Source organism: Mycobacterium heidelbergense (assembly GCF_010730745.1).
GTDB classification, from domain to species: Bacteria; Actinomycetota; Actinomycetes; order Mycobacteriales; family Mycobacteriaceae; genus Mycobacterium; species Mycobacterium heidelbergense.
The window spans coordinates 473,078-496,309 of the sequence record NZ_AP022615.1; the positions used below are offsets into that span (position 1 = coordinate 473,078).

Below are 23,232 nucleotides of genomic sequence, written 5' to 3' on the forward strand. Positions count from 1 at the left end.
CACCACCCCGGATATCACGGTTTCACGGCCGAGGCGGTGCGCGGCTGCGCGGCTCGACGACGATCCGTGGGCCGCACCGGCCTGACATGCGCGAGCGTCCGCGGTCATGACCACCTCCACAGCGAGGAACCTACCTCTTCTCAGACGACCTCGCTGGCGAATCGGCGATATCGCTGACCAGCCGATATCCCGTATCGACTGGGACGCTGGTCCAACAAGTAGTTACTACGCCTCACAATCGAAGTCGTCTCCTGGGCGCCGCGGGCCAGAGCGCCGCACAAGGCTTTCGCCTAGGCTGCGCGGGCGAAACGACCACACATGGGTGATGATCGACTCCGAGCTCAAGGAAGAGGGGACCCCGTGACAGGCAAGGTACTGGCGGCAATCGAGCACGCCCTGGCGCTGGCCGGCTCGATGACGTGGGAAATCCTGTGGGCGCTGATCCTGGGTTTTGCCCTGTCGGCGGTCGTGCAGGCGGTGGTGCGGCGCTCGACGGTGGTGGCGCTGCTCGGCGACGACCGGCCGCGCACCCTGGCGGTGGCGGCGGGGCTTGGCGCGGCATCGTCGTCGTGCTCGTACGCCGCGGTGGCCCTGGCCCGATCGCTGTTCCGCAAGGGCGCTAACTTCACCGCGGCCATGGCGTTCGAGATCGGTTCCACCAATCTGGTCGTCGAGCTGGGCATCATCTTGGCCCTGCTGATGGGCTGGCAGTTCACCGCCGCGGAGTTTGTCGGTGGCCCGCTGATGATCGTGGTTCTGGCGGTCCTGTTCCGCCTGTTCGTGCGGTCCCGCCTGGTCGACGCCGCGCGCGAGCAGGCCGAGCGGGGCGTCGCCGGCTCGATGGAAGGGCATGCCGCGATGGACATGTCCATCAAACGCGACGGGTCATTTTGGCGGCGGCTGTTCTCCGCCGAGGGGTATACCTCGGTTTCGCACGTCTTCGTCATGGAATGGCTGGCCATCGTGCGGGACCTGGTTGTGGGCCTGTTGATCGCCGGCGCCATCGCCGCGTGGGTGCCCGAAACGTTTTGGCGGGGCTTCTTTTTGGCCGACCACCCGGGCTGGTCAGCGCTGTGGGGACCGATCGTGGGGCCCGTCGTGGCGATCGCGTCCTTCGTCTGCTCGATCGGCAACATACCGCTGGCCGCGGTGCTGTGGAACGGCGGCATCAGCTTCGGCGGTGTGATCGCCTTCATCTACGCCGACCTGCTGATCCTGCCGATCCTGAACATCTACCGCAAGTACTACGGCACCAGAATGATGCTGACCCTGCTCGGAACCTTCTACGCGGCGATGGTCGCCGCCGGCTATCTCATCGAATTCCTTTTTGGCACAACCAACCTCATTCCAAGCCAGCGCAATGCCACGGTCATGCACGCGGCGATCTCGTGGAACTACACCAGCTGGCTCAACATCGTTTTCCTTGTCATCGCGGCGTTGCTGGTGGTCCGGTTCGTCACCTCCGGGGGGATGCCGATGGTGCGGATGATGGGCGGCCCTCCCGATGCGTCGGCCGACCACCATCATCATCACTGACGGCCGGTGACGATGTCGGCGGCGTGGCGTTGGACCGATCGGGCCGCCACCCATTCGTCGCCACTGATCATGTCCCGCCAATTCGCGGCGAGGCCGTCCAGGGCGTCCTCGATGCAAGCCCAGATCGACTCGAGCGGGGACGCGCCCGGCGCTCCAGCGTTAATCCGTTGCTCCACGGCGACGTTGGGCTCGTGGGGCGCATCGCTGAATGGGGCAAGCGCGTTGATGGCGTCAATCACGCGCCGTCGACGGTCGGCATAGGACCACGCGGCCAGCTCGTCGGGCATGATCGGCCGGCCGAAGATATAGTCCTGCGCGCCATGGCGATAGGGAACCTCGAGCTTCCGATCCACCGCTTCGGCGGGCAACCCGCCCGCGAAGTACACCGGCACGATGGGCAGCGACGCCTCCAGCGCCATATCCAGCAGCGTGGAGGTGAGCCGCTCGACCCGCTGGCCGGAGTGGACGGCGCGAGTCCCGTCGGCATGGACCAGAGTCGACGCCCCGCGGTCGGCGACATCGGCCTTGATCTTTTCCATCAGACCGAAGAACTGCTGCGGGTCTTGCTGATCGAAGTACCGGATGGTCACCAGCTCCCGGCCCGCCGCGACGTCGAGAAGCCGCAAAAGATCGCCGATCCACCGGGTTTCGTGTTTGGCGTTGGCGATCGGTATGACCTGTGTGCCGGTCAGCCACGACGCGATCGTGGTGCCCAACAGCGACTCGACCTGCACCTGGTGGTTGCCCAGCAGCAACACGGGGCGCCCGCGAACCGCCGACATCGCGGCGGGGTCGGCGACGATCACGTGCCTGACATAGCGCGACAGCAGGGCCCAGTGGAGAAGGTCCCCAAACCCGTCCCGCGGCAATCCCAGCATGTCGGTCCACCGGCGACGCACCGGTTGCCAGTCCGTCTGCAGCGACGCACTGGCGCGGCACCGGCCCGGATGCGCTTCGACCTCGACGGAGACTCGCTCCAGCGGCAGCGCCGGACAGCCCGGCACCCCGTCGACGATCCGAACCTGCGACGGGTGTATCGCGCCGTGGGCCGCATCGGCGACGGCTTCTTTGGTCGCGATGTCGGCAAGCAGCGAATCACCCTGGCCGTCGGTGCGATACACCGCTTGCAGGGTGCCTTTGAACCAATCCAGCGTTGCCGCGCGGGCGGAATCGAGCGCGATAACCCCGCGGCCCTGCCGATCCCCCAACGACATCGCGGACACCGCTCGCCGCTCGCCCAAAAACGCCAGCCGCTTCGGGCCGCTGGCCTGGGCGAGAGGCCCCTTGGACAGCAGGATCTCGACGAGGCGGATGTGGGCCCAGGGCTTACCCGCGACGCTGAGCCACAGGTCGATGACCGGCATTCGGCCGTCGGCGTCGTCAAATCCGACGAATCGGGTTTCCACGTCCACGGTTCCCTGGACCGGGGTGGCGCCGTAGAACCGGGCCCACTCCACGCGCCGCGGAAACGCGACCGCCGGGTCCGGGGCATCCGCATACGATTCGACGGCCGCGCCGTCCGCGGTCCATACGCTCATCGCCGCGTGCGGAACGATGTGCAGCGCACCGTCGAGGAGCCCGGGCTGCAGCCGACCCGCGGGAACCGCGCACCGGTCCACGGCGAGCGTCCCGGATGAGCCGTTGCGGCCGATGCGTGCGCCATCCATCAGGCTGGCAAACGCCGGCCCGTGGAACACCGCGCCGTCGTACGGGGTGGCGAAGGCCACCGCGTCGCGCAGCGGCGCCGGGTCCGCCGGTTCGCCCGCGTAGCGGTCCGCGGTGACGATCGTGGCGGTCGCGTGAGTCTCCCAGCGCGACAGCACCGGATTCGGCGCGTCGCGCCAGGCCTCCAACCGGGCGGCAAAGCGGCCCGGCTCCGCCGGCTCGACAACCACCCGCAGCCGCTTCGGCGAATCCACGATGACCCAGCGAACGACCCGCAGGTCGGCGACTTCCACCACTTTCGCTGTGCCGCAAGCCTTGCCGGCCGCCTGCGCGAACAGGTCCAGGATCGACATCATCGGCAGGGAGGGGATGACGTAGGTCGGGCAGTGATCGGTGATCCAGGTGTCCCGCGCCGGATCGATGACCGTCTCGACCGTCGTGGTGGCCGGGGCCCCGAACGAGGTGGCGGAGGAGCCGGCCGGCGCCGCGGGTTCGCCGTCCGGCGCGTCGAGGGTGATCCGCATGCCGAGGTTGCTCGCGCTGTAGATCCGCTTTCCGTCGACCCACAGGGAGGCCTCGGCGACGGCCAGGATGCCGGGAACACCACCCTCGTCGCGGGCGATGCGGGTGATCTCCACCTGCGACGTGATCCGCTTGTTGGTGGGGATGATCTGACCGCGGTACCGCCACGTGATCGCGTCGCGCTGCGCCACCGGCTCGAAGCGCGCCGACGGCCCGGCCTCCTTGCCGAGCCCGAGGTCGAGCATCGCGAACTGTAAGAGCTGCAAGAGCATTTCGATGCCCAGCGATCCGGGCTGCACCGGATCCTGGCAGAAGTGGGCCTTGAAAAACCACTCCGCGGGGTCGACGTCCTTGACGGCGCGCCACCGCCCCAGCCCGGCGCCGCCGTCGGTGGGCCAACGGCCCGTCACCCGGTCGATCATCAACAGCATCGGCTCGGCCAGCCGCGCTCCCGGCCCGAAAAACCCTGGCGGGCGGTCACGCAGCTCGACGACCGGCGCGTCGCAGGCGAGCTCCACCATGGAGCGCTGCTCGTCGCTGACGGGGAGCCCCACCTGGTTCTGCAGCGCTTCTTGGCGGAAGTATCCGAACACGGTGTCGAAGGTGTAGACGAGCCCGGCATCCGCGTGGATTTCGCCGACGAAGCTCACGATGATCGTTCCGGCGGCCTTGGCGATGCTCGTCAGCGAGACCCTGGTGCGCAATGTCCCGATCGACGGGGTGATCTCGAGATGCTGGGTGCCCGTTCCGTCGAGGTTGCGGAAGTAGAGGTCCACCTCGCCGTCGAGCGGGCAGCCGACGTAGCTGGCCAGCCAGCCGCAGGGCTGCAGCGCGACCTCCATGAGCACGGCGTTGGGCATCGTCGGCGCCCCGTTCGCGGCGAAATACCAGGCGTCGCCGGGGACGTCGTACTCCACGACGACTTCCGCGCCGGACTTGACGGCACCGATGTCGCCGACCAGCTCGGTGACCCGGGACATGAAGTGGTAGGGCGGACCCGGGAGCCTGGCCACCTTCCGGTGCGAGTCGAACTTCTCGAAGAGCGGGCCAAAGGCCATGGAGGGTTTGGCCGTCGCGCTGGCGAGCATCGCCTGGTAGTCGAACCTGAAGCCGTCCGCCTCGGCGACGGCCTTGGGTTCGACATACCCGTCAAGTTCCTTGGCGCCCAAATCCATCGGCCATCCGGGCGAGAGTTTGAGGCCCATGCGACGGCAGTGGAAGGCCGGCAGGCCGTCGACGGTGCACAGCAGGTCGGCGAACAGCGTGGGCTCGGGCCCGGCGATGACCTCGCGCACGAACACCTCGTAGACCAGTTCGCGTGACCGCGGCGTCACCTGCCCGCGGCAGACCAGCTTGTAGGTCTCGAACGGCACGGGTTCAAAGCGCCACCCGTCGCATCCGATCGTCATGCCGAGGGCGGTCATGTAGATCGCCATCGTCTGCATCGCCGCCTCGTACATCAACGTGCCGGGCATGCAGGGGTCATTCTTGAAATGACCTGTGAAGTACCACTTTTCTCCGGTGATGTGCTCGACGGCGCGCAGGTAGCCCCGCCCCCACGGGCCGCCGGACAGATCCAGCTGCGTCACCTCGTCGACGAACAGCATGTCGCCGCCCGCGATGCTCGGCGTGCGGGTGTGGCTGGCCGTGCGCTCGAAACCGGCGCCAAACGTGCGCCAGATCTCCCCCGCGGCCATCGCTTCCAGATCCTGGCGCCGCAACGACGTGCGCGCCGTGTGCGCCGGCGTCGGTTCCATGGGGCCGTCGACGGTTTCGTCCTCGGGGCGCCAGAGGATCCCACCCGAGGCCGCCAGCTCCTCGTCGGAGAAGAACCCGGCCTGGCCGTTGCGCATGGACATCCGCTCGACACCGTCGATGGTGCAGTCGTAGTGGAAGAAGAACATGCGGATGTCGCCTTGGCGGGCGTGGCCGTCGACGTGGATATCGAACCGCAGGGTGTCGCCGATCTCGGGCAGGCCACCCAGGTAGGTCACCTCGCAGCCCAGCAGCCGATACACCCGATCGCTCTTGTTGACAAAGTCCGCGCCCATCCAGGAGATGAGCATCAGGTCGGCCTGCCCGGCTTCGATCATGATCCCGGCCGGCATCCGGCCCTGGTGCAGCCACCATGCGTCGGCGGTGACGTCGGTTTCGGTCCACAGGGTTCCGGTGCCGTTCTCGCCCGGCTCGGCGTCGATGCCCAGCAGGCGATCGGCCAGCAGCAGTGGGGGTTCGGGCATCCGCACCTGGCGCGGGTAGTCGTCTTGCACCGCGAACGCCGGGCCGTAGATCTCGGAGATCTTTCCCGAGGCGTGCACGCGCAGGCCGTCCTTGTCCAGCGTCAGGCCGACCGGCGCGCGCTTGACCGTGGGCGTCGGCACCTCTTTTCCGGCGGGCCGGGTCGGCTGGATCGCCCTGCTCGCGCCTGCCCGGAGCGGCTCGTCGATTCCCTTCGGGGCCAACACGTCCGAGTCCGTTGCCGTCGGCGCGTCGCCAGTGACATCGGCCCGAACGTCCGGTAGCGCGACGGCGCTGCGGGCGTTTGCCTCGGCGGCGGTCGCGACGGCTATCTCCGAGTCGAGGTCGTACACCATCGCCAGCGGCTCCGGCGGCGTCTGCGCGATCAGGGCTTCGCCCAACGGGACCCGCGTCAACGCCTCCGAGGCCTTGGGCAGAGCGGGTGGAACCGGGACGTACGTTGCCATTAGCTGCTCCAGGTGCTGGGTGGTCAGATGTCCCGCGGGCGGGGGAAGTGGATTGGCGCTGGCGGCCGCGACGCTGGCCGGCAGCCGGACCTCGGGCAGGTGCGCCGGGAAGGACAGCCGCGTGGACTTTCCGGTGCGCGGCCGGGCGGCTGGCGGGAACCGGCCTCCGGGCGACGGTGGCAGCAACACGATCCGTTGTTCTTCGCCGGCGATGCCGGTCAGCGCGACGACGACCGCCCGCCTGTCCGTTGTCCACGGCGTGCCGTCGGGCCAGACCCCCAAAAAGCCATAGAGCGCACCGGCGGCAACGTGCAGCAATCCCGATGCGGCATGGGCGTGACCCAGCAGCGGTGAGAGGTTCAGCGCGCCGGGTGCGGTGCCCAGGTGGAGGCACTCACCGCGTGGTTGTTGGTCCGCCGGCAGGGTGGCCAGAATCGTGTCGTTGTCGCGACGCGCGTCCTCGGCGCGTTTGAGCACGACGACGACGGCGGCGTCGCCGGGTATCTGCTCGCCCGGACCGAGCAGCACCCGTGCCGCCGCCTCGTGCACCGATTCGCAGCTGAGGTCCACCGCCCCGACAACCGCGGCATCGACCTCGCCCCGCCGTAACGCACGCGCGGCCAGCTCCAGCGCCGTGGTGCCGGAGAGTTCCTCTCTGGACACCGTGAAACTCGGTCCCCGCAAGTCGAATTGGCTGTTCAAACGGTTGGCGACGATGTTCGGCATGGCGCCGACCACTCCGGCCGCCGTCCACCCCTGCACGACGTCATCGCGGGCCATCGCCAACTGATCGGGGTCGTCGATTTCGTCGGCCAACCGCCACCGGACGCCGAACCGTGTCACCTCGGCGTCACAACCCATTCCGACGACGACACTCGTCGTATCCGGCGGCAGACCCTTGATCAGGTCGTCGAGGTTAAGGGCCGCACCGAGGAGGGCGAGCTGCTGAGGTTGGGTCTGCTTGAGATCGGTTGGGGGGAAACGTGTCTGAGTGAGATCGAGGGATACCTCGGCCATCCTCGCTCTGAGCCTGCCGCTGTCGTCGCAGCTGGGAATCGACCGGCCCGTCATCAGATGGTCGGCGACCGAGGCGGTTTCGTGCCCATCGCCCACCAGGAGGCTCAGTCCCACAACGGCGATGTCGTGCTGGGGTTGGGGCCCGGTCACCGGCCATCTCACCTGGGCCCTGCGCCTTTCGGCGGGCTCGACCCATTCCTCGAGGAGCAGGTGCGCGTTATTGCCGCCGAAGCCGAAGTTGTTGATCGCGGCGCGGCGCGGGCCGACGCAAACCCAGGGTTCGGCCTCGCCGAGCAGCCGGAACGGCGAGTCGGCGATGAACGGCAGCGGATCGTCAGCGTGCAGTGTCGGGGGACGTACACCCGCACGCATCGCCGCGAGAACCTTGATGGCCGCCGCGGCACCGGACGCCGTGATCGAGTGTCCCAGATTGGATTTCAGCGACCCGATGGGAACGTTCGTCATGCCGGTGAAGATGCGTGCCATGCTCATCAGCTCGGTCAGGTCGCCGCGGGAGGTTCCCGTGGCATGGCACTCCACGAGTGAGATATCCTGCGGCTCAAGGTCGGCCATTTCGTAGGCGAGCCGCATCGCGCGTTCCTGGCCCTCCTGCGAGGGCACGAGCAGACCGCGCCCCCGGCCGTCGTTGCTGAGGCCAACGCCCCGGACGACACCGAGAATGGTCTGGTTGGCGGCGATCGCGTCGTCGAGCCTCCTGAGCACCAGGATCGCCGCGCCCTCGGCGGGCACCAATCCGTCCGCGTCCCGGTGGAAGGGCCGTGACCGGCCGGAACGACTCAGCGCCTGGAGCGCGCTAAAGCCAACGTGCAGAAGCAGATCGCTGGCGCCGTTGACGCCGCCGGCCAGCATCACATCCGCGGTGTGGTCGTGCAGCCGGTCGCATGCCAGCTTGATCGCATACAGGGAAGAAGCGCATGCGGCATCGAGGGCCGCGGCGCCTGCGGTCAAGCCCAGTGCGTTGGCGATGAGATGGGCCGGCAGGCCGGACATGAAGCGATTGCGCCAGTCGATCCCGTGTTCGGTTCCGCGCCAGACCTTTTCGGCCAGGTCGGTCATCGACTTCGTCGGGTAACTCAGGTTGCCGAGGACAACCCCAGCCGAGCCCGGGATTTCCCCGGCGGACCAGCCGGCGCTCTCCAGAGCCTGCCGGGCCGCCTCGACGGCCCAGAGGTATAGCGGATCCAGACCGTCGAGTTCGGCGGCGTCGAGCAGGAGACCGCGACCGTCGAACACGTCCTCGAAGCCGCGCACGTATCCGCCGCGGTCGGACCAGGTGTGGTCGAAGTGGGGCGCGTTGTGCTGGTCCCGCAAGACCCGTGCGGCCGATACGCCCCAATAATCCGGCCGCGGTGAACCGAGCGCATCACGGCCCTCGCGCGCCGTCGTCCACAACTCGTCGGGGCTCAGGCCGCCGGGAAGTACGCAGCCCTGGCCGACGATCGCGATGGGCTCAAACTTCAAGACGACTCCGCGGCATCGTCGGATCAGCTGCCGTAGGGGTACAACTCGAGCCGTTTGAGGCTGACAACCACGAGATTGTCGGCGTCGACGAGGTCGAGGTCGCAGATGGCTCGGCTGCTCTTGGCGTCGCCATTGGAGAGCACGCACCGCAGGGCGCCACCGAGCGCGCCGGCGCGGTACCGGATGACCTCGCTTACCCGCAGCGGCAGCACCTTGCGGCCAAGCCGTTCAAAGCTCCATACCAACGCCGCCTGCAGGCAGCCGTCGAGGGCCGCGGCATCCGTGGCCCAGTCGTCGCCCCGCCAGCCCGCTGCCGTCAGACCGCAGAGGGATGCCGTTGCGCTCGAGTCCTGGCACTCCACGCCCTCGAGGACCTGGAATGCGGGGCCGTGGAAGAGCGCGCCGTTGGTGTAGCAGGTCTCGCGATTCAGCAGGCGGCCACCGCGGGGGGTTGCCGCCATGGTCGGCGTAACCGTTGGGCCCCATCCCATTTCGGCCGTCGCGGAGTAGTGGGCAACCGTTCCCGAGCGATCGGACAGCGTGCACGTCAGCCGGTCCGGGTGATCTTCCACCGGCGCGCAGCGCACCAGCATGAGGTCACCGTGTTGCTCGAAGTCGTGCAGTGTCACGCCGCGAAGCACCCGGAGGTCGAGAAGACGGTCCACGCGGTATCCGGGCCGGCATGCTTCCGCCATTCGCACGAACCACTCCAGCGCTTGCACAACCGGGAGGACGACGTTTCCCTGGACGCGGTGGTCAACCAGATGGGGCTGCCGCGTCACGTGGGCCGTCACGCATGCGATCCGGCCCTCGGCGGGCATCGGATGGGTTGGCAGGCCCGCCACTACGCCGTCGCCGAGTGTCACCTCGGGGCTGCCGGTCTCGGCGTCGAGCACATCCGAGACGAAGGCCCGCGCACCGCCGGCGAGCGGTATCAAGGAGATGCCCCGGGATTCGAACATCGCCTTGAGGGCGGGCGTGACCATGCCGGAGTCCCACGGTCCCCAGCCCAATGCCCGAACGAGGCAGGCCGGACCCCGACGGGCCTGCTCCGCCAGGGCCACCTTGTTGAGGATCTCGTTGGCCATGGCGTAGTCGCTTTGGCCGACGTTGCCGCTGCGGGCGGCCACCGAGGAGAACAGGCAGACGATCTTCAGCGCGTCGGTGGCGGTCGCGTCCAGCAGCGCGCACAGACCGCCGACCTTGGTCTCGAAGACGCGATCGAATCCGTCGAGCGTCTTCTTGTGCAAGGGCGCGTCGGCCAATACACCGGCGCCGTGCACCAACCCCGTGATCGGGCCGAAATCCGCTCGCACGCTGTCGAGAAGAGCGCCGAGTTGAGCGACGTCGCGGACGTCGGCCGCGGCATACCGGACCCGGGAACCGGCGGCGCCGAGGTCGGCGAGGGTCGCCCGCACCTCGCGATCGGCCAGGATGCGCTGCACCTGCTGTTCCAATTGTCTTGGCGTCAGCTTCTGTCCGTCGGCGGCGGCGGTCGCGAGCAGGGCCCGCTTGAGTTCGGCATCGGTGGTCAGCCCGCGCGCCGCGGGTGGCTCGTCGGCGAGTTCCGTCCGTCCCAGCAGAACGAAACTGGCCCGCGTCTCCTTCGCCAGGGCGATCACCGAGGCGGCGGTCACGCCACGGGCCCCACCGGACACGACGATCACGTCACGGTGGTCGATGCGACGCGTGTGTGCGGTCACCTGCCTCGCACCCGCGGCGACCGTGACTCGACCGTGGGTGCTGCCCAGGCCGACTTCCAGTTCCGCCCCGCCGGCCAATAGCTCCTGCACCAGGTGTTCGGCGACGACGCTCGGCGAATGCCGTTCCGCCGCAATGTCGATGGCCTTTACCTGGGCATTCGGCCACTCTTGTGCGGCGGTCTTGGTGAGGGCGCCGATGCCGCCGGCCCAGGCGCGCGGGCCGGGGTCGGTGAGCAGCCCGAAGGTGCCGCCGGTGTCTTGAACGGTGACGAAGACGCCGCCGCGTTCTTGAAACTTCGCGGCGACGCGTTGCGCGTCCGCGAAGACCACCCGATTGACGGCCAGCGTCTCTTCACGGCCGGCCGTTGGCGTCAGACCGCCGAGGTGGATCACCGCGTCGGCGTCGGCGCCGGCCTCGGTCACCGTCGCGGCTTCAATGCCGTGGGTGCGCAGGAGCGCGGCCAGGGCATCAGCGACGGGGTGGTCCTGGGTTGCGACGATCTGCACGTCGGCGGCGCCGTAGAGGCCCGGCATTCCCATCCCGCTAGCCGGAGTAGCGACCGCGTGCACCGCGTAGCGGGCGATCGCTGCTCCGGCTAACTCAAAAGGGAGGCGACCACCTGCCGGGCTGCCGTTGGGTGGCGACGCGTGCAGTGGCGGCGACCCGTTTGAGGCCGCCGGGGCCATCAGACCCTGCAGGTAACCGACGATCTCCTGCAACGACACCAACGAACCCATCGTCGCCGTATCCACCTCAGGCAACCCCGGAATCCGCTCCTGAACCGCCGACAAAATCTCGACCCGCTTAATCGAGTCGATCCCCAAATCAGCCTCCAACGCCATCGACAAATCCAGCATCTCCACCGGATAACCCGTCTTATCGGCAACCACATCCAGCATCTGCCCCACCAAATCCACAGACACCGCCACCGCCGAAACACCATTCGACGCCGCAACACCATTGGCAGCCGCATGCGCCACACCATTAGACGACGCCGGGGCCATCAAACCCTGCAGATAACCAACGATCTCCTGCAACGACACCAACGAACCCATCGTCGCCGTATCCACCTCAGGCAACCCCGGAATCCGCTCCTGAACCGCCGACAAAATCTCGACCCGCTTAATCGAGTCGATCCCCAAATCAGCCTCCAACGCCATCGACAAATCCAGCATCTCCACCGGATAACCCGTCTTATCGGCAACCACATCCAGCATCTGCCCCACCAAATCCACAGACACCGCCACCGGTGCAACACCATTCGACGCCGCCGGCACCGCAACACCATTGGACGCCGCGTGCGCCACACCATTAGACGACGCCGGGGCCATCAAACCCTGCAGATAACCAACGATCTCCTGCAACGACACCAACGAACCCATCGTCGCCGTATCCACCTCAGGCAACCCCGGAATCCGCTCCTGAACCGCCGACAAAATCTCGACCCGCTTAATCGAGTCGATCCCCAAATCAGCCTCCAACGCCATCGACAAATCCAGCATCTCCACCGGATAACCCGTCTTATCGGCAACCACATCCAGCATCTGCTCCACCAAATCCACAGACACCGCCACCGCCGAAACACCGTTAGACACCGCCGGCACCGCAACACCATTCGACGCCGCGTGCGCCACACCATTAGACGACGCCGGGGCCATCAAACCCTGCAGATAACCAACGATCTCCTGCAACGACACCAACGAACCCATCGTCGCCGTATCCACCTCAGGCAACCCCGGAATCCGCTCCTGAACCGCCGACAAAATCTCGACCCGCTTAATCGAGTCGATCCCCAAATCAGCCTCCAACGCCATCGACAAATCCAGCATCTCCACCGGATAACCCGTCTTATCGGCAACCACATCCAGCATCTGCCCCACCAAATCCACAGACACCGCCACCGCCGAAACACCGTTAGACACCGCCGGCACCGCCTGCACCGCAACACCATTCGACGTAACCGGCGCGACCGGTGGAGCGGGCGGCACCGGCCTGCCATTGCCATTGGTGGCGGCCGGCGCAACGGGCGGAACCGGCAGCGCCGAGGCGCCATTGGACATTGCCGGAGGCGCGACGGGCGGTGCGGCCACCGCGGTCCGGGACACCGTGCCCTGTAAGAGTGCTTGCAGGTGATCGATGGATTCCCGCAGTGCCCCGATCGCGGTGATCATCGCCGTCACCGCATCGGCATTGATGTCGAGCACGGCCGCGGGCGTCCCGACGGGTCGGGCAACGCCGTTACTCGCCGCGCCGGCCGCGGCGGGAACGACCGCGCCCGCATGAGCACCATTGCCGTTGTACGCGGCCGGCGCCGGAGGCAGAGGCAGCGCGGGCCGGGTGACCGGGGTCGGCGCCGACCGCTGGGCAGCGGGTGCCGACCCGTTGACGTGGGGTGCGGGCGTGATTGATTCGGATGGCGCCAATGTGGTCTCCGATTCGGTCCTGTGTCCGTTGTTGTGGCCACTGTGGTTGGGGGACATATCGTTATCGGCCGGCCGCCGCATGGGTTCTTCGCTGACCTGCGGCCTTCCATAGTTCGATCCGTTGATCTTCAAGGTCAGCTTCGGCTGCTCGCGCTCGCGCGGATCATCGTTGAGGCGGTAATCAGCCCACAGACTTTCGAAATTCATCGGGACGCCGGCGGCCGCGAGCTGCGCGAGCCCGATCCACAGCGACCGAACGCCGTTTCTGCCCTTGGCGTCCAGGAACACCGCGGAATGCTCTTGGCCGGCAAGACATTTGCCGACGAGATTTGTCAGCACGCCGCCGGGGCCGACCTCGACGAACGTCCGTGCACCGGCCTGCCACATTGCCTGAATCTGCTCGGCGAACCGCACGGGCTGAGCGATCTGGTCGGCAAGGGTGGCCCGCATCGCCTGGGCGTCGGTGGAGTAGGGCCGGGCCGTCGCGTTGGCGTACACGGGCACCTCCGGCGTGCCAAACGTGACGTTCTCGAGGAACGAAGCGAACGGAACCGCCGCCGAGCTCACGATCTCGGAATGAAAGGCAGTGGCGACATCGAGGCGCCGCGCCTTCATGCCGACCGCGTTAAATCGCGGCGCCGCGTCGTCTATCGCCGCGCTGTCGCCAGAGAGCACCACCTGGTCGGGAGCGTTGTGGTTCGCGATGACGACCGAAAGCCCCCACTCGTCGATCAGCGCGCGGATCTGCTCGACTGGTCCCGCGACCGCACACATGGCCCCGTCGCTGCTGGCGGCCGCTTGGGCCATCAGCACTCCACGTGCCCGCGCGATCCGAAGGGCAACCTCTTCACTGAAGACACCGGCGGCGCACAGCGCGCTGACCTCGCCGAAGCTGTGTCCACCGACGGCAACGGGCGCGATGCCCAGCGCGCGAATCACGGACAACAGGCTCAGGCTGTGTGCGCCAATGCCGGGTTGCGCCCACTCGGTCTTCGTCAACTCGGCCGTCTGCAGTGCGCGCTGGTCCTCGCCGAATGCCGTCTTCGGCCACACGACCTGATGCAGGTCGCGATCGGCGTTCAGATCCTGGGCACGGGCGAGTTCCCACGGCGACAACGCGGCCTCGTAGAGCTGGGGGATGTCGGCGCCCATGCCGACGTACTGGCTGCCCTGCCCCGGGAACAACAGCGCGACCGGCCCGGGTGTGCGTGCCGAATAGTAATACCCCTTCGGCGAGCCGAATGATGCCGCCAAATCGGGTGTTTCGAGTTTCGCCGCGGCTTCGTCGAGCATGGCGCGCAAGGTCGAGACGCTGTCGGCGACGACGGCCAGGCGGTGCGGCTGCGTGGCGTCGTACGCCGATTGCGTGCTGCGTGCGATGTAGCTGAGCATGTCGTTGCTCTCCACCAGCGAGGCGGACAGGCGGGCGGCTTCACCGGACAGCGCGGCTGCCGACGGCGCGCCGAGCACTACCAGTTCGGAATCCCAGGACCGATACCGCCAAGCACGCTTTCCGCTGCCCGTGTACTCCTCGACGGTGACATGAAAGTTGGTGCCCCCGAAGCCGAACGAGCTCACGGCCGCACGCCTCGGGGCTCCGTGGTCGGGCAGCCATGGCTTCGCCCGGGTCGACAGATAGAACGGCGATTTCTCGATCTCGAGGCCGGCATTGGGTTGATCGATTTTGATGGTCGGCGGCAAGAGCTTGTGGTGCAGCGCCATCACGGTCTTGAACAGGCCGCACGCCCCCGCCGCACCCTTCGTGTGCCCAACCTGCGACTTGACCGAGCCAAGCGCACACCACTGCCGGTCGGCGCGCCCCGATTCGTCGAAGACCTCGCGCAGCGCGGTGAACTCGGCAACGTCACCCGCTTTGGTGCCCGTGCCATGCGCTTCAACGAGCCCGACGGTCTCGGGGCCATAGCCGGCGGCGGCATAGGCGCGACGCAGGGCCTTGGCCTGACCCGCCGGGCTTGGCGCATAGATGCTCTTCGCCCGGCCATCCGAGGATGTACCGATGCCGCGGATCACCGCGTAGATCCGATCGCCGTCGCGTTCGGCGTCGTCGAGGCGCTTGAGCGCGAGCATGGACAGCCCCTCGCCCAGCATCGTGCCGTCCGATTGATCGGAGAAGGGGCGGCAATCGCCGCTCGGCGACAGCGCAGTGACCTTGGCAAAGCACATGAACATGAAGATGTCGTTGAAGGCATCGACGCCGCCGGCGATCACCATGTCCGATTCGCCGAGGTACAGCTCGTGCAGCCCGACCTCGAGCGCGGCCAGGGAGCTTGCACACGCCGCGTCGATCACACAGTTCGTGCCGCCGAGGTCGAAGCGGTTGGCGATTCGTCCGGCGATGACGTTGCCGAGCAGCCCGGGGAAGGTGTTCTCCTGCCACGGCGTGTAGCTGGAGGCCACCCGCTCGCTGAATGCCTCGAGCTCGCGATCGGAAAGACCGGCGGCGCGCAGCCCGCGCTCCCAGACCGGTCGGTGCAGCCGGCCACTTATGTGGGTGATTAATTCGGTACCGCCGGATGCGCCGAGTACGACGCTGACGCGTTCACGATCAATGTGAGAAAAGTCACCGTCGGCGGCGTCCTCTAATACTTGCTGGGCGACTCGCAGTGCGAGGAGCTGGGCCGTGTCAGTCGCGGGCAAAACATTCGGTGGAATTCCGAAATCCATTGGTGAGAAATCGACGTCGGGCAAGAATCCGCCACGACTGGCGTAGACCTTGTCCGCCGCACCCGGAGAAGGGTCGTAAAAGTCGTCAATACGCCAATGCGATTCGGGAACATCGGAGAACAGGTCGACGCCCTCGACGATGTTGCGCCAGAACCGCGTGGCTTCGGGAGACCCGGGGAACAGTGCACTTACTCCGACAACCGCAACAGGAGGATGCTTGGATTCCATAAATCTCCTTTGCACGATTTGGCCGATCAACAGTCATTTGTTGACCTGCATCACATCAAAAGGCTGGCCGTCGAGGATTTTGGCGTCGTTGACCAGCCGAGACAGCTCCAGCGCTTGCCTGGACGCTATCAGAACGACGACTCCTGTACTGACGAATCGTCAATACCGATGGATTGAGCTTCGGGCAATCATTGACCTGTGAGCTTCCTGGCCCGCCGCGGGCGGTCGCGGCGACTGCCGGCCCGCGGATAGCCGTGCGCGCGCCCACCCGGCGCCACCGAGTTTTGCGCCCACTCGCACCCTGCCGGCGCCGTCACCGCCTCCCCATACGCGGTCACCGGGGCGGCGCGAACGGCGTTCCACTCCGAGCGTACGATCGGTTTTCTCATTCGCCCTTTTATTACCCGCCCACCCTTCGGTGATTAATTCCCGCAATGCGCAAAGAAGATTTCCAAAATGCGCAATCCGGTCCACGGATAATGGACACGAAAGCATGAAAGTGAACACAATCCAACTCAACCAAGAAAGGTACGGCGGGGACCCCAATACGCTACAAGGACAACGGGCGCGGAATATAGCCGAACGCGGACGCCGGGACGGGTATCCCGCACTTGCGCGCCTGCTGGGCGCGGCTGATTTGAGTGGCGCCTTCGAGCAGGTTAAGCGCCACTTGGACGACGTTGCGGTTTTCGCACTGCTCCAGATAGCTACCTGCCACCCAGGTGTTGAAGGCCCCCATGGATGGACCACACCAGATCTGGTAGTCGAGGACACGATCGGGTTCGCCGTCGATCGCCCACCGGCTTGATTTGCCGAGGTACCAACGGAATATCAACCCCATCTGATACTTCGGGTCCCGGGTCGCGAGCTCGAGCACCCCGGGGTCGCGCTGTGCCCAGTATTGCTGCGTTTCCGACCAGACCTCGTCGAGGGATTTGCCGAAGAACTTTTCCAGCTCGGCCCCGTGTTTGCGCGCGACATCGGTCACGCTCGGGTGGCCGGCATACCACTCGTAGAGCTTCCTCGCGCGCGGCCCGAACATCGACCCACGCTTGAGTACCTGCAGGTTCACGCCCATCTCGAACATGTCGGAGGCCGGCGCCATCATCACGTCCGCCACTCCGGCTTTAGCGAGCATCGCTCGCGCGTGGGGCGAAAGCCCCGACTCGACGCACGATTGGTTGACCGAGCCGGTCAGCACGTACGCGGCCCCCATCGCGAAGGCGCCGGCGACCGACTGGGGCGTGCCGATGCCACCGGCGGCGCCCACGCGCACCCGGAAGCCCAGGCGGTGCTGTCGGGCCAGCTGGTCGCGCAGCATCACGATCTCCGAGAAAAGCGCCGGTAGCGGTCGGTTGTCGGTGTGGCCGCCGCTGTCGGCCTCGACCGTGATGTCTTCGGCGACCGGCACATGCCGCGCAAGCTCAGCCTCTCGTGGCGTCACCTTGCCGGCGGCCACCAGCGCCGAGACCAGAGCCTCCGGCGCGGGTTGCATGAACAACCGGGCGACCTCGGGGCGCGACACCTTCGCCATCACGTGGTTCTTGCGGACGATGGCGCCCGTCGGATCGGTCGACAGGCCCGACAAGGCGTAGTGCACGACCGCGGGGGTCAGCTTCATGAACGCCGAGGCCTCGACGATCTGGACGCCTCTCTCGATGAACAGCTCCGCGACACGCGCCTCGAGCGCGGCTTCGTTGGGCGAGTGGATCAGGTTCGCGCCCCAGGCAAGCCCGGTTCGACCCGCCAACCTCGTCTGGATCTCGGCCAGACCGCGCTCCACGCCGGCGTACGAGAGGCCGCCCGCGCCGAAGAAGCCCAGCATCCCCGCCTCCGCGACCGCCACCACCAGCTCGGGCGTGGCGATGCCGTTGGCCATGGCCCCGGTGACGTACGGAAAGCGGAGCCCGTGCGCCTCGCAGAACTCACGGTCACCCAACCATTCCGGGTAGGTCGGAGGCAGGATCCCGACCAGCGATACGTCGGACTCGCCGGTACCTATCAGCTCGCCGCCCATGGCAAGGCCCAGTTGCCCCGTGGCCTCCTCGCGGACCACGTGAACCGGGTGCCGCACATATTGCAGGAGGTGGGTGATGTCTTGTGAGGCAAACGCCGGGGGCACGGTGCTCGGGCGCCACCCGCCCAGAACCGGGCCAGCCTCGGCGTGCTGCCCCAATACTGCGGTGGGTCGCTCGTTCACTGCCAATTTCCCCTCAAACGTCAGTGCTGACGGGTTGCCTAGGTGGCCGAATACCTTATCAACCGAATCCAGCACGATTTTGTCACGAACCAGCACCATACGGGTCAAAACGTCTCATTGGTTGCTCTGCCCCCATTGAGGGGCGGCCATTTCGGCCGTTCCGGCGTGGTGATCGCACGGCCGGCAGACTCAGCCGGACAGCTTCTCGCGTAGCCGGCGGTTCACCGGTTCGGGCAGCAGCTCCGACACGTCGCCGCCGAGTAGCGCGACCTCCTTGGCCAACGACGACGACACGAACGAGTACTGCGGCGCGGTCGCGACGAAGAAGGTGTCGACGCCGGCGATGTGCTTGTTCATCTGCGCCATCTGCAGCTCGTATTCGAAATCGGTGCCGGTGCGCAGGCCCTTCACGATGGCGGTCATCCCGCGCGACGTGACGAAGTCGACCACCAGGCCCTGCCCTACCTCCACCCGCAGGTTGGGCAGGTGTGTCGTCGACTCCTCGATCATCGCGATGCGCTCGCCGAGGTCGAACATGCCCTTTTTGGCGGGGTTGGTCAGGATCGCGACCACCACCTCGTCGAACTGGGCCGAGGCGCGCTCGAAGACGTCGATGTGGCCCAACGTCACGGGGTCGAACGACCCGGGGCATACCGCGCCAGCCATGACGAATGACGGTACACGGTGGGTCACAGCCGTTGGGCGAGCTCCAAACGGGTGTCGCCGTAGACACGCTCGGGCCATGACGACCAGCCCGCCGGCCACGTCACCGCCGCTCCGGCGGCCGCCCGCTCCACCGCCGCGACGGTGCCCTCGCGCACCCAGCCATGGGTGGCCAGGGCGGCCAGGACGGCGTTCACCTCGGCGGCGTCGACGTCGTACGGCGGGTCGGCGAGCACCAGGTCCACCGGGGACGCCGCGCCGGCCGCCAGGACGGCCGTCACCGCGCCGCGGCGCAGCGTCGCACCGGGCAGGCCCAGGGCCGCGATGTTGCGCTCGATGACGGCCGCGGTGCGCTGGTCGGACTCCACGAACAGCGCCGACGCGGCCCCGCGCGACAGCGCCTCGAGACCCAGCGCGCCCGAACCGGCGTAGAGGTCGAGCACCGCCAGGCCGGTCAGATCCCGTCGCGCCGTCAGGATGTTGAAAAGCGATTCGCGTACCCGGTCGGTGGTCGGCCTGGTCCCCCGCGGCGGGACGGCGATGCGCCGGCCCCCGGCGACGCCGCCGATGATCCGCGTCACCGGCGGACCCTCACAGCAGCGTCGACCAGTAGTTCCAGAACCGCGCCACGATCAGCAGGAACACCGCCGTGAACCACAGCGCGGCGACCGACCACCGCCACTGGTACAGCACCCACGCCGGGCCGGATCGGCCTCGCCGCGGCGCCGGGCGGAACGCGATCGGCGCGGCCACCACCAGCAGCGAGATGGTGACCACCCAGACCACCATGCAGTACGGGCACAACGCGCCGATGCGGTACAGGCTCTGGAAGATCAGCCAGTGCACGAACACCGAGCCGATCAGGATCCCGCCCGTCAACGCAACCCAATACCATTGGGGCAGAGTCACTTTCGCCACGGCCAGCACGCCGGTGACGACCACCACGGTGAAGCCCACCAGGCCCAGCAGCGGGTTGGGGAATCCCAGGACCGACGCCTGCGGTGTCACCATCACCGAGCCGCACGACACGATCGGGTTGATGTTGCACGACGGCACGTACGACGGGTTGAGCAGGATTTCGATCTTCTCCACCGTCAGGGCCAGCGAGGCGGCCAGGCCGATCGCGCCGGCGATCAGCACCCACCACGCGCTGGGCGCGGGCACCCGCGCCCCGGGATGCGAATCCGGTGTCAGGTCGGCGGTGTGCGCTGACACCGGGGCGGTCACGATGCGGCCGCGGGAGCGACGGCGGTGTCGATGCCGGGCACGTCGCCCACGATGCTTTTGATCTTGCTGACCAGCGCGTCGGGCGTCGACGGCTGGTACTCGTCGCCGTTGATCTTGATGGTCGGGGTCGCGTTGATGTGCGCGGCCGCCGCCTCACCGGAGACCCTGGCAAGGTACTTGCCGCCGTTGACGCAGTCCGGGACCTTGCCCACGACGCCGGCTTCACGGGCGAGTTCGATCAGCCTCGCGTTGTCGGGGAAGCTGGTGCCGCGCTCGTCGGGCTGGATGTTGGTGCTGAAGAGCGCGGTATGGAACCGGCGGAACGCGTCGGTGGATTCGTCGGCGACGCAGAGGGCCGCCGCCCCCGCGCGCGACGAATAGTTCTGGTTCTTCGGGCTGTCGAGGATCGACACCATCGAGTAGTCGGCCGCGATGGCGCCGCTGTCGATGAGCTTGGACACCGTCGGCCCGAAGGTGCGCTCGAAATTGCCGCAGGCCGGGCACAGGAAGTCCTCGTAGAAGGAGACGACGGCCTTCGGGTTGCTCGTCCCGGGCTGGGTGACCAGTTTGCCCGACGTCACCCGCACCGTGTCGCCGGCGCCGGTGGCGGCGTCCTTCTTGTGATGCGACGTCACGATGTAGAAGACGAGCGCGACGGCGAAGATCACGATGAACGCGGTGCCGCCGATCTGGACCAGCCGGCCGGATTTGCCGCCGGCCGACGTCACATCGAATCGCGGGGGGCGCTTGGGTTTGTCGGCCACGGGTTCGCTGATCCTTCGGTGCTGGGCTTGTCCGGCGGTCGGACAAAGTTCTCTCGGGGCCTCTAGAGTACCGGCGTTCCCCCCGGCAAATCAGATCCGGCTCAGGTGGGCGCGCAGGGCGGAGATCAGCTCGCCGGTCGCGACGGCGCTGTCGCCGCCCAGCTGAAACAGATTGGCGAAGCCATGGGTCAGCGAACCCAGGTACCGCAGGTCCACGGCGGTGCCGGCGGCCCGCAACGCCGCCGCGTAGCTCTCGCCTTCGTCGCGCAACGGGTCGAAACCCGCGACCGCGATCAGCGCGGGCGCCAGCCCGGACAGCGACTCGGCCAGCAGGGGCGACACCCGCGGGTCCGACCGGTCCAGATCCGACCGCCTCAGGTATTGGGACTCGAACCAGTCGATGTCCCGTTTGGTCAGCACAAAGCCGCGGGAGAACAGGCTCAGCGACCGGGTCTGCGCCGTGAAGTCGGTCCGCGGGTAGAGCAGCCATTGCAGCACCGGGGTCGGGCCCCCCGTGGTCCGGGCGTCGTCGCGCGCCCGTTGACACACGACGGCGGCCAGGTTGCCGCCCGCGCTGTCTCCACCCACCGCGACGCGCCCGGGCGTCGCGCCCAGCTCGCCGGCGTGCTCGTGGGCCCACCGGAACGCCGCGTAGGCATCCTCGACGGCGGCCGGGGCCGGATGCTCGGGAGCCAGCCGGTAGTCGATCGACAACACGTGGATGCCGGCGTCACGGCACGTCAACCGGCACAGCGTGTCGTGGGTGTCCAGGTCGCCGAGCGCCCAGCCGCCGCCGTGGTAGAAGACCAGCAGGGGCGCGGCACCGCCGTCGGCCGGGCGATAGTGCCGCGCCGCGAGGTCACCGGCCGGTCCCGGCAGCGTCAGGTCGTCGACCTCGACGTGAACCTGCGGACCGGGCAGTCCCACCGTCGTCTCGCGCATCCGGGCCCGCGACGCCCCCGGATCGTCGTCGGCGACCAGCCCGTCGATGCCGACGGCGTGCAGGCCCGTCAGCACCAACTGCAACGTGGGGTCGAGGGTGTTGCCGTCGATGATGACCGAACGACCACGGACCAGCCCCCGCCTGACGGCGGTCGGGATCCACGGAATGACCTGGGCGCCCGCGGTGGTGACCGCGCCCTGCAGGCGACTGGTCCACCGCGTCGGCGCGTCTGGCGGACTCGTGGTCATGACTGCTCCCTCGATCAGGCCGAATGGCGTGCTGCGACGCCGTCGTCGGGCTCTTCCGGGTGCCGCGGCCCGCCGAAGCGAACGGGAGTCCCGGCGCGCGATCGCCGATTCCGAGGTGCCGCGCGACCAACCTTACGGGGTGACCACGTTGTCGAAACGTCGGCCGGCGGTGGGCGATCGGCGGCCGCATACCCGGCTCGGTAATATCGTGATCCCCAAGTCGGTGAAACCCACACGGATTGCGAGTAGCTTCGACGTGTTCGATTTCGAACCCGGTGCTCGAGGACGAAACCCGGCTGGGTCCGGATCCACGAAACCTTCGACTTCACAGGTAGGTGAATGACGTTGACTGGCGAGTCGGGCTCCGCCGTACCCTCAATAGCCCTCAATGACGAGAACACCATGCCGGTGCTCGGCCTGGGGGTCGCCGAGCTGTCGGAGGACGAGGCGGAACGCGCGGTGTCGGCCGCGCTGGAGCTCGGCTGCCGGCTGATCGACACCGCCGCGGTCTACGGCAACGAAGCCGGCGTCGGCCGCGCGATCGCGGCGTCCGGGATTCCGCGCGCGGAGCTGTTCGTCACCACCAAGCTGGCCACCGCCGACCACGGTTTCAGCAAGGCGCCGGCGGCCTGCAACGCCAGCTTGGAGCGACTCGGCCTGGACTACGTCGACCTCTACCTGATCCACTGGCCGGCCCCGTCGCTGGGCAAGTATGTCGACGCCTTCGGCGGGATAATCCAGTCCCGCGGCGAGGGGCACGTCCGCTCGATCGGCGTCTCGAACTTCACCGAAGAGCACCTGTCGATGGTCATCGACCTCACCTTCGTCACCCCGGTGGTCAACCAGATCGAGCTGCACCCGCTGCTCAACCAGGCCGAGCTGCGCAAGGTGAACGCGCAGCACAACGTCGTGACGCAGTCCTACACGCCGCTGGTGCTCGGCAAGCTGCTGGACAACCCGACGGTGACCTCGGTCGCCGGCGAATACGGCAAGACGCCCGCGCAGGTGCTGCTGCGGTGGAACGTGCAACTGGGCAATGCGGTCGTCTTCCGGTCGAGCAACGCCGAGCGCATCGCCAGCGACCTGGACATCTTCGATTTCGAGTTGGCCGCCGAACACATGGACGCGATCAACGGTCTCAACGACGGCACCCGGCTGCGCCCGGACCCGAACACCTACGACGGCTCGTAGCCGCGCGCTACCCCGCCGCGCAGCACGGC

At 67.6% G+C, this 23,232-nt stretch carries 10 protein-coding genes; 2 read left to right on the top strand and 8 right to left on the bottom strand.

Annotated features, from left to right (window positions below):
* The first annotated feature begins 318 nt into the window (after positions 1-318).
* Positions 319-1,536, top strand: coding sequence for a permease (locus tag G6N25_RS02245; RefSeq protein ID WP_083074589.1), 1,218 nt, complete (start codon positions 319-321; stop codon positions 1,534-1,536).
* On the opposite strand, the gene G6N25_RS02250 is transcribed toward G6N25_RS02245, so the two are convergent.
* The 8 genes from G6N25_RS02250 to G6N25_RS02285 all read right to left on the bottom strand — a co-directional run bounded on the left by G6N25_RS02250 (position 1,530) and on the right by G6N25_RS02285 (position 22,012).
* A complete protein-coding gene (locus tag G6N25_RS02250; protein ID WP_158084888.1) occupies positions 1,530-8,927 on the bottom strand; it encodes a beta-ketoacyl synthase N-terminal-like domain-containing protein in 7,398 nt (2,465 codons plus the stop codon). The two genes, G6N25_RS02245 and G6N25_RS02250, sit on opposite strands and share 7 nt — an antisense overlap.
* Positions 8,928-8,950: 23 nt before the next feature.
* Entirely contained in the window at positions 8,951-15,967 is a 7,017-nt protein-coding gene (locus tag G6N25_RS02255; protein WP_163672340.1) for a type I polyketide synthase, read from the bottom strand.
* A 550-nt stretch (positions 15,968-16,517) separates the two neighbouring features.
* Complete coding sequence (locus tag G6N25_RS02260; RefSeq protein ID WP_083074587.1) at positions 16,518-18,266, bottom strand: PfaD family polyunsaturated fatty acid/polyketide biosynthesis protein; 1,749 nt, start codon at positions 18,264-18,266, stop codon at positions 16,518-16,520.
* A gap of 90 nt (positions 18,267-18,356) precedes the next feature.
* Positions 18,357-18,833: a pantetheine-phosphate adenylyltransferase gene (coaD, locus tag G6N25_RS02265; protein ID WP_083074586.1), complete on the bottom strand. Its 477-nt coding sequence runs from the start codon at positions 18,831-18,833 to the stop codon at positions 18,357-18,359.
* A gap of 23 nt (positions 18,834-18,856) precedes the next feature.
* Positions 18,857-19,411 carry a 16S rRNA (guanine(966)-N(2))-methyltransferase RsmD gene (gene rsmD, locus G6N25_RS02270; protein ID WP_083074585.1) on the bottom strand — a complete coding sequence of 185 codons (555 nt, stop codon included), beginning with the start codon at positions 19,409-19,411 and terminating at the stop codon, positions 18,857-18,859.
* Positions 19,412-19,421: 10 nt separating this feature from the next.
* On the bottom strand, positions 19,422-20,045 hold the full coding sequence (locus G6N25_RS02275) for a vitamin K epoxide reductase family protein (RefSeq protein WP_372506915.1): 624 nt from the start codon (positions 20,043-20,045) through the stop codon (positions 19,422-19,424).
* Positions 20,046-20,053: 8 nt separating this feature from the next.
* On the bottom strand, positions 20,054-20,821 hold the full coding sequence (locus G6N25_RS02280; RefSeq protein WP_083074583.1) for a DsbA family protein: 768 nt from the start codon (positions 20,819-20,821) through the stop codon (positions 20,054-20,056).
* Positions 20,822-20,911: 90 nt separating this feature from the next.
* A complete protein-coding gene (locus tag G6N25_RS02285) occupies positions 20,912-22,012 on the bottom strand; it encodes an alpha/beta hydrolase (protein WP_083074582.1) in 1,101 nt (366 codons plus the stop codon).
* Positions 22,013-22,357: 345 nt separating this feature from the next.
* Here G6N25_RS02285 and G6N25_RS02290 point away from each other — a divergent pair, with 345 nt between their 5' ends.
* On the top strand, positions 22,358-23,203 hold the full coding sequence (locus G6N25_RS02290) for an aldo/keto reductase (RefSeq protein WP_163672566.1): 846 nt from the start codon (positions 22,358-22,360) through the stop codon (positions 23,201-23,203).
* Positions 23,204-23,232: the final 29 nt, after the last annotated feature.